The sequence below is a fragment of the Pseudoxanthomonas sp. genome (assembly GCF_035999195.1).
Lineage (GTDB): Bacteria > Pseudomonadota > Gammaproteobacteria > Xanthomonadales > Xanthomonadaceae > Pseudoxanthomonas_A.
The window spans coordinates 514,007-531,096 of sequence record NZ_DASYGY010000009.1 but is presented as its reverse complement, the minus strand read 5'-3'; the positions used below and the strand labels follow the sequence as shown (position 1 = coordinate 531,096).

Sequence of the window (17,090 nt, the reverse complement as noted above, 5' to 3'; positions counted from 1 at the left end):
AGGCACAGTCGAGGATCCCGATGAGCCTGCAGGAATACCGTCGCAAGCGCCGCTTCGACCGCACGCCGGAACCGGCGGCGGAGGGTCGGCGCGCGCGCGGCAAGCGGCCGATCTTCGTGGTCCAGCTGCACCACGCCAGCCATCGTCACTACGACTTCCGCCTGCAGGTCGGCGACACGCTGAAGAGCTGGGCCGTGCCGAAGGGGCCCAGCTTCGACCCGGACGTGAAGCGGCTGGCGGCCGAGGTGGAAGACCATCCGATCGACTACGCCGACTTCGAAGGCGACATCCCGAAAGGACAGTACGGCGGCGGCCACGTCGCCACGTTCGATCGCGGCCTGTGGACGACCGACGGCGACGTGGAAGCGCAGCTCGCCAAGGGCCATCTGCGCTTCCGCCTGTTCGGCGACAAGCTCAAGGGCGGCTGGCATCTGGTCCGCACGCAGAAGCCGGCGCGCCAGCCGCAATGGCTGCTGTTCAAGGAGCGCGACGACTACGCCGGCAGCAGGGAAGCCGACGACCTGCTGCAGGACGTGACCGTGCCGGCGGGCGGCAAGCCGCCCCGCGCTGCACGCAAGGCTCGCAAGGGCACGTCCGCCGTCCCGCAGGGCACGCATCGCTGGGCCAAGCGGGCGGCGCGGCTGGACGGCGCCCGCGCCACCAGCCAGCGCCCGGGCTTCCGTACGCCGCAGCTGGCGAAGCTGCAGGCCGATGTGCCCGCAGGCGATGCCTGGCTGCACGAAGCCAAGTGGGACGGCTACCGCCTGATCGCGCAGATCGCCAAGGGCAGGGCACGGCTGTGGTCGCGCAACGAGATCGAATGGACGGCGCGTGCGCCGGAGATCGTGGCGGCACTCGAGGCGCTGGACCTGGACGACGCCGTGCTCGACGGCGAACTGGTGGCCGGCGCCGGGCGGCAGGAGGACTTCGGCCTGCTGCAGGCGACCCTGGCCGGCGAGAAGAATGCGACCCTGTCGTACGTGCTGTTCGACATCCTGCAGGTCGACGGCGTGGACCTGGCGCGCAGCCCGCAGTACCAGCGCAAGGCGCTGCTCGCGGAGATCCTGAAGTCGCCGCCCGACCGGCTGGTCTACAGCTCGCACATCGTCGGGCGTGGCGACGAGGCGCTGGCGATGGCGCTGCAACGCGGGCTGGAAGGCATCATCAGCAAGCGCGCCGAGGCGCCGTATCACGCGGGTCGTGGCGACGCATGGCGCAAGGTGAAGCAGCGGGCGTCGGATGAGTTCGCGGTGGTCGGTTTCACCGCACCGAAAGGCAGCCGCAGCGGGCTGGGCGCGCTGCTGCTGGCCGCGCCCGAGGGCGCGCGCGGGTGGCGGTACGCGGGACGGGTGGGCACCGGCTTCAGCCAGGCGCTGCTCGAGACACTGGCCACCCAGTTGGCGCCACGCGCGCGCAGCGCACCGACGGCGCGCATCGACGTGGACGACCCCGAACTGCGGCGTGCGCGTTGGGTCACGCCGACGCTGGTCGCGGACGTGTTCCACCACGGGCTCGGCAACCAGGGCCTGCTGCGCCAGTCCTCGTTGAAGACCATCCGGCGCGACAAGCGTGCCGCCGACCTGCGCGAACCCTCGTCTTCCAGTGCCCGCCAAGGATCCGCCATGCCGGCCACGCCCCGCACATCCCAGGCTGCCGACGCGCTGGAACTGACGCATCCCGAGCGCGTCGTGTTTCCCGACAGCGGCATCACCAAGCAGCAGGTGTTCGACTACAACCGCGCCATGGCGCGCTGGCTGCTGCCGGAGATCACGGGGCGACCCCTGTCCATCGTGCGCTGTCCGCAGGGCGCGGGCCGGCCCTGCTTCTTCCAGAAGCACCACACCCCCGGCATGGACCGGGTCGATGCGGTATCGCTGGAGGAAGAAGGCGGCGCGCGCGCGGACTATCTGGTGGTGAACGACGAAGCCGGCCTGCTGGAGCTGGCGCAGTTCAACGCGATCGAGTTCCATCCCTGGGGCGCGCAGGCGAAGACGCCCGATCGTGCCGACCGGATCGTGTTCGACCTCGATCCCGGGCCGGATGTCGCATGGGTACGCGTGGTGGAGGCGGCGCGACTGGTGCGAAAGCGTCTGCGCGCGCTCGGACTGACCTCGCATGTGCGCACGTCCGGCGGCAAGGGCCTGCACGTGGTGGTGCCGTTGAAACCCGCGTGTCCGTGGCCGCAGGTGAAGGACTTCGCGCATGCATTCGCCGAATCGATGGCGGCCTCGGACCCGCTGGCCTATGTCGCCACGGCGACGAAGAAGTTCCGCAAGGGTCGCATCTTCATCGACTACCTGCGCAACGGGCGCGGTGCCACCAGCGTGGCATCGTTCTCGCTGCGCGCACGCGAGGGCGCGCCGGTCGCCATGCCGTTGCGCTGGGAGGAGCTGGGCCGAATCAAGGGCGGCGATGCCTACACCATCGCGTCCGCCCCGCGGCGCATGGCGCGCCTCGGCGAACATCCGTGGGGCGACTACCTGCGCCGGAAACAGGATCTGGCCGAGGTGGCGGCGAGGCTGGCTGGACGGCAGGCAAAACGCGGGAGATCGGCGTGAGCTCGGCCGACGACGAGCGATCGCGTCGTCCTCGAAGATGCGCATGAAAAGAAGCCCCGCATGTGCGGGGCTTCCGGGGGCGACGACGCGTCGTGCGGATCAGCTGGCGCGCTTGAGCACCTGCTTGCGGTCGCGCATCACGTTGTGGCACTCGCGCACGCTGGGCAGCAGGGCCTGTGCTTCGGCACGCGCGGTAGCCGGGGTGTCCTCGTCGGTGATGGTCTCGTTGAAGGCCTTCAGCAGGCGATCTTCGGACTCCTCCAGCTCCGCGACATACCCGTAGGTGGTGTCGCCCAGCGCTGCACGCACCTTGCCGTAGAACTGCTGCATGCTGCCGACCATGGTGCCGTGCTCGGCCGGCTTGCCGCCCGTGGCGGCGACGGTCGCGCTGAGGCGTGCCACGATGTCCTGCTTGACGCCGGCGATGCGCGTGAACAGCGCGGCGAGCTCGGCGTCCTTCACCTTGCCGGCGGCTTCGGTGTAGAAGCCGTGGCCGTCGCGGGCGATTTCGATCAGGTCGTTGAGGCTGTGCTGGATCTTCTTCTGCGTGTTCATCGTGAACTCCTGTCGTGGAAGGGATAGGGCGTGTTCCGCCCTTGAGCGACAACTTCCCGCATCGCGCATCAACATCGTGTGACCGCGCGACGGAAGCGTTCATCGATGTCGCGTCCGCGCGAAACGCGAGTGAAAGTTTCATGACCGCATCGCACGCATGGCTGGCCGTGCGATGCGCGCGATCTCGCGGCAGCATCGACGCCTCCATCTCCGGCCGCGTCGGCAACCGGGTCACTGTCGCGTTGTGCGGGACGCTCAAGAAACGCGTCATGCGGCCGCTACGGTGTCGTCGACTATGCAATCGCAGGTGAGTGCGTGGCATTCCGGGAGATCGTGGGTGGATGGTGGAAGCGCGGACGGCGCAAGGCCGTGGCCGCCGACGCGTCGATGACGCCGCTGGCCGGGATGGCAGAGGTCGCGCCTTCGTCGCCGGCATCACCGCCGCGCGACTGGGCGGCACCGCTGCTGCGGCTGGCCGGACTCGATGCCGGGTCCTGCCTTTCGCCGGAAGACAGCGGTCCGGTGATTGCGGCCGCCCGCGATGCGCTGGCGCGCTTCGCCGACGACCCGCGGCGCCTGCCGCGCAGGCCGCAGCTGCTGCCGGAACTGCTGGGTGCCCTGAACGACGATGACGCATCCGGTCGCGACCTCGGCGGCATCATCGCGCGCGATCCGGCGCTGGCCGCCCACCTGCTGAAGCTGGCCAACAGCACGCTGTACCGACGCGATACGGCGGCCGTGGAAAGCCTGGACCGCGCAGTGGCACTCGTCGGCGTGGACGGACTGCGCCATCTGGTGGCGGTGGCCCTGATGCAGCCGGTGATGCGGGTGGAGGGCGGGGTGTTCGGGCGGCTGCCGGACCTGGTCTGGGACCACACGCAGCGCAGCGCGCTGATCGCAGCCAGGCTGGCGGGTCCGGCGGGTCGCGAAGAGGTCCTCGCCGCGCGCCTGCTCGCCCTCCTGCAGGGGCTGGGCGCCATCGTCGTGGTGCAGGCACTGCGCGATGCGACCGCGGGGCTCGCCGCTCGGGTGCCGGACACGGCGATGACGGCGCACCTGCTGCAGCGCTGGTCGCCGCGTCTGGCGTGCGCCGTCGCGCGCGAGTGGGGCCTGTCGGAGCGCCTGATGCAGGCGCTGGACGCGCAGACCGATGATGAGCGTACGGCGATGGGTCCGCTCGCACGCGCGCTGGCGCTGGCCGCACCCGAAGCCAGCGACGCCATGGAGGCGCCGGCGGTCGCGGCCGCCGCCTGAACCCTGACGGTCGTTGCCCGGCGGGTCGCGCATCGCGTGGGCGCTTGACGGAATCGTGATCGCCGCTGCGGTATCCCTGCGTCCACGAAAGCCGAAAACGGGACCTTCCATGACCCTCGAAGTGCGTTGCCGATGCGGGAAGGTGCAGGGCACCCTGGAGAAGCGCCGTGCGTATGCGCGGGCCACCTGCTACTGCCGCGATTGCCAGGCCTATGCGCGCCACCTCGGTCTGCCCGGCGTGACGGATGCCCATGGCGGCACCGACATCGTGGCGACGAATCCGGCCGGCATGGCGTTCACCGCCGGCGAAGAGCATATCGCCGGCCTGTGCCTGCGCGTGGGCGGCCTGCTGCGGTGGTACGCGGGATGCTGCCGCACGCCGCTGGCGAATACGCCGCGCGACGGCAGGCTGGCCTATGTCGGCGTGGTGGTCGCCTGCCTGCCCGACACGGCCGCGGTGGATGCCGCGTTCGGTCCGCGTGGCCGGATCGTCCTCAAGGCCGCCGACGCGACGGACGACGTGGCCGCCACGCCCGTGGCCCTCCTGTTCGGCAGCCTGCGGATCGCCGCCGACATTGCCGCGGCCAGACTGCGGCGGCAGACGCCCTCGCTGTTCTTCGATGCGAACGGGCAACCGCATCGCACCGCTTACCCGTTGACGCGCGAAGAGCGCGCGTCCGCTTACCTCGAGCCCGTGTGACGCGCCGCGCCGGGCGATGTCGACTCAGGCCGGCTGGCGCACCGCGAACAGCGCATCGGCTTCGACCGGCTCACCCATCAGATAACCCTGGTAGAGGTCGCATCCCAGCCGCCGCAGCGCCTGGCGCTGGCCGACGGTTTCCACGCCCTCGGCGACCACCCGCAGGTTCAGCGTCTTGCCCAGCGCGATGATCGACGACACGATGGCCGCGTCCTCGGTATTGGATTCCAGCTCGCGCACGAAGGCACGGTCGATCTTCAGTTCCGAGGCCGGCAGCCGCTTCAGGTACAGCAGGCTGGAATAGCCCGTACCGAAGTCGTCGATCGAGATGTTCACGCCCATCGCGGTGAGTTCGTCGAGGATGCCCAGGCTGGCATCGGCATCGCGCATGGCGGTGGTCTCGGTGATTTCCAGCGTCAGCGTGCTGGCGGGCACGTCGTGCCTGCGCAGTGCGTCGGCCACCATCCCCACGAGATTGGGGGAGGAGAACTGCAGCGACGACAGATTGATGGCGACGTTGGTGATGCCGTGCCCCTGTTCGCGCCATGCCCGCATCTGGCGGCAGGCTTCGTCCAGCACCCATTCGCCGATCGCGAGGATCAGGCCGCTGCGCTCGGCGGCGGGAATGAAGGCGCCGGGCGCCAGCAAACCCAGTTCGGGGTGCCGCCAGCGCACCAGGGCTTCGGCGCCGACCATGTCGTAGTCGGGCGCGGAGAACTTGGGCTGGTAGTGCAGCACCAGCTCGTCGCGCTCCACGGCGCGCCGCAGCTCGTTCAGCAGTTTCAGCTGCTGGTGGGCGCTGATGTTCATCGACGGGGCGAAGAACGTGTAACCGTTCCGGCCGTTGTCCTTGGTGTGGTACATGGCCGCATCGGCATGCGCCATCAGGTCGCGTTCGCGGGTACCGTCGGACGGATACAGCGCGATGCCCACGCTGGCGGTCACCTGCAGGTCCGCGCCGTGGACGCGGAGGGCGGTGTGGCCGATGGCGTCGATGATGCGCTGGGCCACCATGGCGGCGTCCTCGGGATCGGTGGCCGCCACTACCAGCACGAACTCGTCCCCGCCCAGCCGCGACAGTGTGTCCTGGCTGCGGAGCAGGCCGCGCACGCGCGTGGCGACTTCCAGCAGCAGCGCATCGCCTGCCTGGTGGCCGTAGGCGTCGTTGATGCCCTTGAAGCCGTCCAGGTCCAGGAACATCACCGCGAACTGCTCCTGCTTCCGCCTGGCCTTCTCGATGGCCTGCTCGATGCGGTCCTGCAGCAGGATGCGGTTGGGCAGGCGGGTGAGGGGGTCGTGCAGCGCCGCCTGCAGCAGTTCTTCGTTCGCACGCGCCAGCGAATGCGCCAGGTGATGGGTGCGCGCATGCATCTGCCGGTCCAGCACCGAGACGATCAGCGCGACGCCCATGATGGCCACCGTGGCCACCACCACCAGGATCGCCAGCCACTGCGTGGGCACGCCGCCGTCGCGTGCCGCCCCGCACCAGCTGTCCGCGGGGAACTGCGCCGCCGCCATGCCGGTGTAGTGCATGCCGACGATCGCCAGGCCCATCACCACGGCGGCGAGCGCACGCAGCAGGTACTTGCGGCGGCCGCCGCTGCGCAGGTGGAAGGCGATCCACAGCGCCGCACCGGAGGCGGCCACCGCGATGGCGATGGACAGCGTGAACCACCCGGGGTGGTAGTCGATGCCGGGCTGCATCTGCAGCGCCGCCATGCCGATGTAGTGCATCAGCGCGATGCCGGTGCCCATCAGCACCGCCCCCAGCAGCAGGCGCAGACGCGGCAGCTGCGGCCGCGACACCAGCCACAGCGCGAACGCCGAGGAGCCGACCGCCGCCAGCATCGAGCAGGCGGTGAGGGTGATGTCGTAACCCAGGGGAATCGGCAGGTCGAAGGCCAGCATGCCGACGAAGTGCATCGACCACACGCCCAGTCCCATCGCGAACGCGCCACCGGCCAGCCACCAGCGGGCGGCGGAGCCCTGCGTGGTGGCGACGCGCCCGGCCATGTCGAGCGCGGTATACGAGGCGAGGATGGCGACCAGCAGGGAGAAGAGAACGAGGATCTCGTTGTACGTGCCGGTCATGGGGAAGATCGCGGCCCGAGGGGAGGGCTCTCGGAAAGCGTTATCGGCCGGCCATGACATTGCTGAAGACTTTTCGTTCATGACGGCGTCGCGTTGTCCGGGTAACGACGTCGAATGCGCCCGCCCAGGCACACGAACGCGGCACGCGCCTTGCATCGCACATCCATCGTCGGTCTGGTGCAGGTGACGCGACTGTGTCCGCTCGATCCGCTACCATGCCGCCAGCGCCACGTGGTGGCCGGTACCGTGGGGCGGATACCGGCAGGTTCCACCATCCAGGCAGCGTCGCTCGTCTGCGTGATCGCGCAGGCAACCGTATCGATAGGGGATCCAGCTTGAACACTTCGCCAGGCACCCAAGGTGCCCACATCGCGTCGCGCGTGGCGCAGCGCTTCCACTCCCGGTTGGCAACTGGCCTTCATGGAAGACTCGCGCGGCAATGCCTGCTGGTGGTGATCATGGCGCTGGCCGTCGTCGGTAATGTGCAGGCAGTCGTCTTCAACGAGGCATTCACGACTCGCCCGACCAACCTGCCAACCGCACCCGATCCGCCGGCAACGACATTCACCATGCCCTTGGGCGGTGACAGCTTCACGTTCACGATGGTCGGCGGCGATATGAGTTGGGATGACATGTCGTTCCCAGGAAACCCCGCGCTCAATGCAAACAGCGGCGGCGGCGCGACGTTGATCTGGTCGCGTACGGACGGTGCACATTTTGTGCTGCAGTCGATGTTGCTGGATGTCCTGAGCCAGAGCGTCACGGTCACCGGCTATCGAGGGGGCAACTCGGTCGGTGCTCAGGTAGTTCCTGCGGGCACGCGTGCGACGCTCAATTTCGGTGGTTTGGTGGTGGATGAGGTTCGTTTCTCCTCCACGATGTTCGATTTCCTGTTGATAGACGATCTGCAGGGCGACAGCGCTGTGCCCGCGCCTACCGTCACCGACGCCCGCATCGGCATCTCCGGCGCGTCGGGCACCGGTGGCGCCTACAGGATCGGCGACACCGTCACCGCGACCTGGAACAACACCGCGGGCGGCGACAACAACAGTGGCATCACCGGCGTAACGATGGACTTCAGCCAGTTCGGCGGTGGCGCGGCCGTTGGCGCCAGCAACATGAGCGATACCTGGGTTGCAACTTACACGATCACCGCGGGCGCCATCGACGCGACAAACCGCAATGTCAACGTGACGGCGACCAATGCCTGGGGCAGTGCCGCCACCGGGGACACCACCAATGCCATCGTCGACAATGTGGCGCCGACGGTGACCGACGGCAACATCGCCATTTCCGGCGCATCGGGCACCGCCGGCACGTACCGGATCGGTGACACGGTCACGGCGACGTGGAACAACACGGCAGCGGGCGACAACAATACGGATACGATCAGCGGTGCCACCGCGAACTTCAGCCAGTTCGGAGGTGGCGTAGCGGTCGCCGCGACCAACAGCGGCGGCACGTGGACGGCCACGTACACCCTGCCCAGCGGCGCGCTGCAGGCGACCGGCCGCAATGTGTCGTTCACGGCCACCGACAACGCCGGCAATACCACCACGACGAGCGACACCAGCAACGCCGCCGTCGATACGGCACCGCCCGCCGTCACCGGCATCACCGTGAGCGGATCGCCTGCGGCCACCGCCACCAGCGTGACCTTCACGGTCGCGTTAAACGAGTCGGTGGCCAACGTGTCCACCGATGACTTCGCGCTGGCGATGACGGGCACGGCCACGGGCACGATCAGCAGCGTCTCGGCGAGCAGCGGCGCCTCGATCGACGTCACCGTGAGCGGCATCGCCGGCAGCGGCGACCTGAGGCTGAATCTCAACGGCGCCACCGATATCGCCGACGCGGCCGGCAACGGCGGTCCGGCGGCCTTCGCCAGCGGGTCGACGCACACCGTCGCCATTCCCACCGCGCCTGCCGCACCGACCATCGGCACGGCCACGGCGGGCGATGGCCAGGCCAGCGTCACCTTCACCGCACCGGGCAGCAACGGCGGTTCGGCGATCACCACGTACACGGCCACCGCCAGTCCCGGCGGCGCGTTCGGTACCTGCGCAGGGCCCGCCGCCTGTACCGCCACGGTGGCGGGGCTCACCAACGGCATCGCGTACACGTTCACCGTGACCGCGACCAACGCCGTCGGAACGAGTGTCGCGTCGGCCGCGTCGAACGCCGTGACGCCAAAGGGCAACCAGGCCATCACGTTCGCCAATCCCGGCGCGCAGAACTTCGGCACCACGCCGACACTGACCGCGACGTCGAGCTCGGGACTGACGCCGACCTTCAGCTCGTCGACCACCGGCGTCTGCACGATCACGGCGGGCGGCCAGGTGACCTTCGTCGCTGCCGGCAGCTGCAGCATCGAGGCGGACCAGGCGGGCAATGCCGCATGGAATGCGGCGGCCACGGAAACCCGGACGTTCACCGTCAACGCGGTCGCACCGGGTGCCCCGACCATCGGGACCGCGACGGCGGGCAATGGCCAGGCCTCGGTGACGTTCACCGCGCCCGCGTCGACCGGCGGTGCGGCCATTCTCTCCGGCGGCTACACGGTCACCGCGAATCCGGGGGGCGCGACCGGGACGGGCTCCGGTTCGCCGATCATCGTGGCCGGGTTGACCAATGGTGTGGCGTACACCTTCACCGTGACGGCGACGAACGCCGCCGGTACAGGTGCGGCGTCGGCCGCCTCCAACAGCGTCCTTCCGGCGGCGCCGCAGACCATCACGTTCGCCAACCCCGGCGCGCAGGATTACGGCACCTCGCCGACGCTGGCTGCGACGGCGAGTTCGGGGCTGACGGTTACTTTCACGTCCGCCACGACAGGCGTCTGCACGATCACGTCCGGCGGCATCCTCACCTTCGTTGCCGCCGGCACCTGCACGATCAACGCGGACCAGGCGGGCGACGGCAGTTTCCAGCCGGCACCGCAGGTCAGCCATTCGTTCACGATCAATCCCGTAGCTCCGGCCGCGCCCACGATCGGCACCGCGATCGCCGGCGACACCCAGGCGAGCGTCGCGTTCACGGCACCTGTCAACACCGGTGGAACGTCCATCACGGGCTACACCGTCACGGTCTACCCTCCCCATGTGGCCCCCGTGAACGGAGCGGCGTCGCCGATCGTGATCAACGGCCTCACCAACGGGCAGCCCTATACCTTCACCGTCACGGCGGACAACGTGGCCGGCACGGGCCCCGCGTCGATGGCCTCGAACAGCATCACGCCGGCGGCGACCCAGACCGTCACCTTCAACAATCCCGGCGCGCAGAACTTCGGCACCACACCGACGCTGAGCGCGACCTCGGATTCGGGCCTGACGCCGATCTTCACCTCGTCCACGACCGGCGTGTGCACCATCACCAGCGGCGGCGCGCTGACGTTCGTCACCGCGGGCACCTGCACCATCAACGCCGACCAGCCGGGCGACGGTAGCTATCTCGCCGCCCCGCAGGTCACCCGCACGTTCACCGTCAATCCGGTGGTGCCCGGCGCGCCGACCATCGGCACCGCCGTCCTCGCCAGCCCGACCGAAGTCGATGTGGCCTTCACGGTGCCGGCCAGCAGCGGCGGCATCGCCATCACCGGCTACACCGTGACGGCCAGTCCGGGCGGGGCCGCTGCAACGGGGGCAGGCAGTCCGATCCGCGTCACCGGCCTGACGTCCGGCACCCGCTACACCTTCACCGTGGTCGCGACCAACAGCGTCGGTACGGGCCCGGTCTCTGCCGCATCGAACGCCGTGGTCACGTCCATCGCGCAGTCCATCACGTTCGGCAACCCGGGCAGCCAGGACTTCGGCACCACGCCGACGCTGTCGGCCACGGCGGATTCGGGGCTGCCGGTGACGTTCGCGTCGGCCACGCCGGCGGTGTGCTCGATCACGGCCACCGGAACGCTGGCGTTCGCCTCCGTCGGTACCTGCACGATCACCGCCGACCAGACCGGAGACGCCACCCATTTGCCGGCCGCTCAGGTCAGCCAGAGCTTCACGGTGGCAGCGGTGGTGGCGGCCGCGCCGACGATCGGTACGGCGACGATGGCGTCGGCGACATCGGTCACGGTGTCGTTCACGGCGCCTGGCTTCACCGGCGGAGCGCCCGTCACGGGCTACACGGTCACCGCAAGTCCCGGCGGCATCACCAACACTGGCGCGGGCAGCCCGATCACCGTCGGTGGCCTGAACAGCGGCACGGCGTACACGTTCACCGTGACGGCGCAGAGCAGCGCGGGCAGCAGCGCGGCATCGGCACCGTCGAACGCGGTCACGCCGATTCCGGCACTCGATGTCGCCGACGGCAGCGTCACGCTGGCGTACGGTGCGCCGGCGACGCCGGTGACGCTGTCGATCACCGGCACGGCGACCTCGGTCGCGGTGGTCACGCTGCCGCTGCACGGTACCGCCACCGCGAGCGGCACCACGATCAGCTACCGGCCGAACCCCGGCTTTGCCGGGCAGGACAGCTTCACCTACACGGCCAGCGATGCCTACCAGACCACTGCAGCCGCCGTGATGACGATCGATGTCACCGCGCCGACGGTGGCGCTGGACGCGGGCAACCCGGTCGATGGCACCGGCGGCAGCGCTTACACGCATGCCTTCGTCGCCAGCGGCGGTGCATCGCCGTACACCTTCCAGCTGACCGGCGGCGCCTTGCCGGCCGGTCTGGCGCTGGGGACGGACGGCCGCATCACCGGCACGCCGACGGCCGCAGGCAGCTTCAGCCTGACCGTCCAGGTCACCGACAGCAGCACGGGCCTGGGGCCGTTCACCGCGCAGCGGCAGTACACGCTGCAGGTCGCGGCGCCGCAGATCGCATTCACGCTGCCGGTGCTGCCGCCCGCGACGCACGCCGGTGCGATCCACCAGACGCTGGCCGTCAGTGGCGGCACCGCGCCGTACACGTACACGGTGATCGCAGGTTCGCTGCCGCAGGGCGTGTCGCTGAGCGCGGCGGGCGTGCTGTCGGGGACCCCGACGCAGGCCGGCCGCTTCGCATTCACCATCGAAGTGCGCGATGCCAACGGCTTCAGCGGCGCGCAGGCGTACGAACTCGTCGTCGCGCAGGCGGCGCAGGCCATCACCGGCTTCAGCGCCAACCCGGCGACGCCGGTGTTTACGCCGAATGGCACGTTCGCGCTGGTCGCCACGGGTGGCGCGTCCGCCAACCCGGTCGTATTCGCCAGCACCACGCTGCAGGTCTGCCAGGTGAGCGGCGCAACGGTCACCATGCTGGCGGCGGGTCGCTGCTCGCTGACCGCCGACCAGGCCGGTGATGCCAACCACGAGGCCGCGCCGCAGGCGCTGCTCGACGTGGACATCGCCGCCGCCGTGCCGACGCTGGTCTGGCCGGAAACGCTGCGCAAGGTCTATGGCGAACCCGCATTCGACCTGGGCAATCCGCAGAGCCCCAGTGCCGGTGCCTTTACCTTCACCAGCAGCGATCCCGACGTGGCCAGCATCAGCGGCCGCACCGTGACGCTGCATGCGGAGGGCGAGACCGTCATCACCGCCACCCAGGCCGCCGCCGGCAGCTACGCCGCGGCGAGCGTGGAGATGCGGTTGCAGGTCGAGGTGCGGTCCGACCCGACCCGCGATGCGGGCGTGGTCGGCCTGCTGCAGGCGCAGGTGGACGCCAGCGTGCGCTTCGCCACTGCACAGCAGTCGAACATCCGCGACCGCCTGCGCCAGGTACGCAGCGGCGCCAACGCCTCGAGCAATGCCGTCACCCTGGCGTACGCCGGTGGCGACGACCGCCAGGGGCTGTCGGTGCCGGTGGGGCAGGCAACGGGTGGCGTGTTGCCGGCACTGCCGCAGGGCTGGGGCGCGTGGGCATCGGGTACGGCCACGTTCGGCAAGCGCGGACGGGTGGGTGGCTACGACTTCCAGACCGATGGCATCACGTTGGGTGCGGACCGTGCATTCGGCGAGCATCTGCTGCTGGGCGTGGCGGGCAGCCTGGCGCGCAACGACAGCGATCTCGACGGCACCGCGTCGCGGCTCAAGGCCGACCAGCGCTCGCTGGCGCTGTACGGCCTGTGGCGCCGGGGCGAGCACCTGTTCGTGGACGGCATGCTGGCCACCGGCCGCCTGGACTTCGACATCCGCCGCTGGAGCGACGACGCCGGCGCGCTGGGCACCGCGGCGCGCGACGGCGAACAGTGGTTCGGCTCGCTGGCGCTGGGCTACGAGCACCGTGGCGAACGCATGGCGCTGACCGGGTATGGCCGGTTCGATGCCAGTCGGACCACGCTGGAGGCCTACCGCGAGTACGGCCTTGGCCTCTACGACCTGGCGTATCGTCGCCAGGAGGTGGAGAACAGCACGTTCGCGCTCGGCATCGAGGGCAGTTACCAGGTCGGCGGTGCGAACGGACGCTATCGGCCCTTCTGGACCCTGGAGTATCGCCAGGCGATCGACGACAAGGGCGAGGCGGCCATGAACTACGTGGTATGGCCGCACCCGACCGACTACCGGCTGGGCATGCAGAGCTACAACGACAACGCGTTGTCGCTGGCGGCCGGCGTGGACGTGAAGCTGCGGCCCGGCTGGTTGCTGTCGCTGCTGTTCGGCCATGAGCAGGCCAGCAACAGCACGCAGGGCAGCACTCTGGGCCTGCGCCTGTCGTACGGGCAGCCGTTCGGTGGCGGGTTCGTGCAGAACGACGGCACGATGGCCGGTGACGCCGCCCGCCGCTGTGGCCGCCGCTGCGTGGATCCCTCGGAGGCGCCGCGCTGAGCGGACGGTCCGCAGGCATCCGACCGTCTTGTGCGTCACGGGAAGCCCGGCCATCGCCGGGCTTCCTGTTTGTGCGATCCATGCCGGCGGCGGGAGCCAGGTCCCGTTCCCGGCACTTTCGGCACAGTCGCCCCGCCGTCGGCAGCGATACCCTCCGGACACGCCCGCGCGCGACGCGCGCCTGCCCTGATTCCGGAGAACGCTGTTGAAGAAGACCCTGCTGTCCGCCGCCACCCTGCTGGCCCTCGCCGCCGCCGCCCCGCTGGCGGCCCACGAAGATCACGGCTGCCTGGACGACGGCTGCACGCTGCAGTCGCTGTTCGCCGAACCCGATGCCGCCGGCGCGGCCGGGTCGACCATCGCCGCCAAGCGCTTCGGCACGTGGGGCATCGACACCGCCGGTATGGACCGGTCCGCCAGGCCGGGCGCCGACTTCTTCCGCTACGTCAGCGGTACCTGGGCCGATACCACCCAGATCCCGGCCGACCGCTCCAGCTATGGCGGCTTCGCGATCCTGCGTGACCTGTCCGAAGCGCGCCTGCGCGTGTTGGTGGAAGGCTATGCGCTGGGCGACCCGGCGACCGGCGGCGATGCCGCCAAGATCGCCGCCCTGTACCGCGGTTTCATGGACGAGCAGGCCGTCGATGCCCTCGGTGCGAAGCCGCTGCAGCCGGTCCTGGCCGACATCCGCGCCGCCGGCGACAAGGAGGCCCTGGCGCGACTGATGGGACAGCGGGGCGGCCTCTACGATAGCTTCTTCAACCTCAGCGTCAGCGACGACCAGAAGAATCCCGATGTCTATGCCCTCTACCTGAGCCAGGGCGGCTTGGGTCTCGGCGACCGCGAGATGTACCTGCGCGAGAATTTCGCGCCGCAGCGCGAGCGTTACCAGGCCTACATCGCGCAGCTGCTGCAGCTGGCCGGCTGGGCGCAGCCGCAGGAGAGCGCCAAGGCGATCCTGGCGCTGGAGACCCGCATCGCCGAGGCGCACTGGACGCGCGCCGAAAGCCGCAACCGCGACAAGACCTATAACCCGATGGCGATGGCGGATTTCGCCGGCAAGGCCCCCGGGTTCCCATGGGCGGACTTCTTCACGGCCGCCGGTGTCGACGGCGCCGGCCGCGCCGTGATCCGCCAGGACAGCGCCATCCCGAAGATCGCGGCGATCTTCGCCGATGCCGACGTCGCCACCCTGCAGGCCTGGCAGGCCTTCCACGCGACCGACAACGCGGCACCGCTGCTGTCGAAGGACTTCTCGGTGGCGCAGTACGAATTCCGCGACAAGTTCCTCTCCGGCCAGCCGCAGCAGCGCGAGCGCTGGAAGCGCGGCGTGTCCTTCGCCGAATCGGCGATGGGCGAGGCGATCGGGCGCGACTACGTGCAGCTGTACTTCCCGCCGGATGCGAAGGCCAAGATGGATGCGCTGGTCGCCAACGTGAAGGCGGCGATGGGCGCACGCTTGGATACGCTGGCATGGATGAGCCCGGCCACCAAGGCCGAGGCGCACGCCAAGCTGGCCGGCTTTGGCCTGAAGATCGGCCATCCCGACACGTACCGCGACTACAGCGCGCTGGTGGTGAAGAACGGCGACCTGTTCGGCAATGCGCTGCGTGCCGGCGAGTTCGAGTGGAATTTCCGCCGCGCCCGCATCGGCAAGCCGGTGGACAAGGGCGAGTGGGGCATGACCCCGCAGACGGTCAACGCGTACTACAACTCGGTGAAGAACGAGATCGTGTTTCCGGCCGCCATCCTGCAGCCGCCGTTCTTCGATCCCGATGCCGACCCGGCCGTCAACTATGGCGCCATCGGTGGCGTGATCGGTCACGAGATCATCCATGGCTTCGACGACCAGGGCCGCAAGTCCGATGGCAAGGGTCTGCTGCGCGACTGGTGGACCGCCGAGGACGCGGCCAAGTTCGAGGTGCAGGCCGCCAGGCTGGGTGCGCAGTACGAGGCGTACGTGTTCCCGCAGCTGCCCGGCATGCGCATCAACGGCCGCGTGGCGATGGGCGAGAACATCGGCGACCTGGGCGGCCTGACCATCGCGCTGGAGGCCTACCACCGCTCGCTGGGCGGCAAGCCCGCACCGGTGATCGACGGCTTCACCGGCGACCAGCGCTTCTTCATGGGCTGGGGCCAGGTGTGGCGCACGCTGTGGCGCGACGACGCACTGCGCCAGCAGCTGGTCAACGGCACGCATTCGCCGGGCCACATCCGCGCCTTCGCTCCGCTGCGCAACATCGACGCGTGGTACGACGCCTTCGGCGTGAAGCAGGGCGACCCGCTGTACATCGCCCCGCAGGACCGCGTGCGGATCTGGTGACGGCGACGGGACGTCGCCCTCGAGGCGGCGTCCCCGTCGTGGCGTGCGCCATGCGCGCGACACGCGCGGCGCCTGACGCATGCGTGCGTGATGAGCGTGGAGTGCGGTCGTGCGCGTGGCGCACGCTACGCAACTGCAATGCGCTTCCATGATCCGCGACGCCCGCGCTCGACTTGCATCGTCCGGCGCACGCGCCGATGATGCGGGGCATCGTGGTTTTCCGTGCGTTCCGTTCCATGCCTGCCAGCCCCGCGCCCACCCCGCAAGGCGACCTGTTCGGCGGCCCGCAGCCGGGCCGGCTGCACCGGCTGTTCTTCGCGCTGGTGCCGTCGGCGGGCGAACGCGAGGGCCTGCGCCACCGCGCCGACGACCTCAAGGCCGCGTTTCCGCAGGCCCGTTGGGTGCGCCCCGAGCGCTACCACCTGACCCTGCATTTCCTTGGTGAAAGCGATGGTCCGCGCGAGGACATGATCCGCACGGCGCACGACGCCATGCAGGACTGGCAACCGGAACCGGTCGGCATCACCCTCGATCATCTGCTCTGCCTGGGCAATCCGAAAAACCCGGCGCTGACCCTGGCCGCATTGCACCCGTCGCCGGCGGTGGTGGCGTTCTGGCGCAATCTGCAGCAGCGCCTGCTGCGCGCCGGTTTCAAGCAGCACGTGGGGCGCAGCTTCGTCCCGCACCTGACCCTGGCCTACGTGCCGCCGCGCACCGCGCCAGTGGACGTGCCGCCGGTGGTGCTGCACCCGCAGGGCGTCCACCTGCTGCAGAGCATCGAAGGCGAGGCGGACTACGACGTGCTGGGCGAGTGGCCGCTGGGGTGAAGTGGGGCGCCGGCGGCGTTAACATCGTCAACG

8 protein-coding genes are annotated in these 17,090 nt (G+C 69.8%); 6 read left to right on the top strand and 2 right to left on the bottom strand.

Features of this window, described 5'->3' with window-relative positions:
• The first annotated feature begins 20 nt into the window (after nt 1-20).
• A complete protein-coding gene (gene ligD, locus VGN58_RS09605; protein WP_327483023.1) occupies nt 21-2,558 on the top strand; it encodes a DNA ligase D in 2,538 nt (845 codons plus the stop codon).
• 99 nt (nt 2,559-2,657) lie between these two features.
• On the opposite strand, the gene VGN58_RS09600 is transcribed toward ligD, so the two are convergent.
• Nucleotides 2,658-3,113 (bottom strand): PA2169 family four-helix-bundle protein, encoded by a 456-nt coding sequence (locus tag VGN58_RS09600; RefSeq protein WP_327483022.1) that lies wholly within the window; start codon nt 3,111-3,113, stop codon nt 2,658-2,660.
• A 315-nt stretch (nt 3,114-3,428) separates the two neighbouring features.
• Between VGN58_RS09600 and VGN58_RS09595 the strand changes: the two genes are divergently transcribed.
• Together VGN58_RS09595 and VGN58_RS09590 are read left to right on the top strand one after the other, a co-directional pair.
• Nucleotides 3,429-4,367 carry an HDOD domain-containing protein gene (locus VGN58_RS09595; RefSeq protein WP_327483021.1) on the top strand — a complete coding sequence of 313 codons (939 nt, stop codon included), beginning with the start codon at nt 3,429-3,431 and terminating at the stop codon, nt 4,365-4,367.
• A gap of 109 nt (nt 4,368-4,476) precedes the next feature.
• On the top strand, nt 4,477-5,067 hold the full coding sequence (locus tag VGN58_RS09590) for a DUF6151 family protein (protein ID WP_327483020.1): 591 nt from the start codon (nt 4,477-4,479) through the stop codon (nt 5,065-5,067).
• Between the two features lie 24 nt (nt 5,068-5,091).
• Here VGN58_RS09590 and VGN58_RS09585 read toward each other — a convergent pair whose 3' ends face one another.
• Nucleotides 5,092-7,158, bottom strand: a complete 2,067-nt coding sequence (locus VGN58_RS09585) for a putative bifunctional diguanylate cyclase/phosphodiesterase (protein ID WP_327483019.1) — start codon at nt 7,156-7,158, stop codon at nt 5,092-5,094.
• 632 nt (nt 7,159-7,790) lie between these two features.
• Between VGN58_RS09585 and VGN58_RS09580 the strand changes: the two genes are divergently transcribed.
• The 3 genes from VGN58_RS09580 to thpR all read left to right on the top strand — a co-directional run bounded on the left by VGN58_RS09580 (nt 7,791) and on the right by thpR (nt 17,057).
• Nucleotides 7,791-13,907 carry a fibronectin type III domain-containing protein gene (locus VGN58_RS09580; RefSeq protein ID WP_327483018.1) on the top strand — a complete coding sequence of 2,039 codons (6,117 nt, stop codon included), beginning with the start codon at nt 7,791-7,793 and terminating at the stop codon, nt 13,905-13,907.
• A 205-nt stretch (nt 13,908-14,112) separates the two neighbouring features.
• On the top strand, nt 14,113-16,230 hold the full coding sequence (locus tag VGN58_RS09575; protein ID WP_327483017.1) for a M13 family metallopeptidase: 2,118 nt from the start codon (nt 14,113-14,115) through the stop codon (nt 16,228-16,230).
• Nucleotides 16,231-16,466: 236 nt separating this feature from the next.
• Nucleotides 16,467-17,057 carry an RNA 2',3'-cyclic phosphodiesterase gene (gene thpR, locus VGN58_RS09570; protein WP_327483016.1) on the top strand — a complete coding sequence of 197 codons (591 nt, stop codon included), beginning with the start codon at nt 16,467-16,469 and terminating at the stop codon, nt 17,055-17,057.
• The last annotated feature ends 33 nt before the right edge of the window (nt 17,058-17,090 follow it).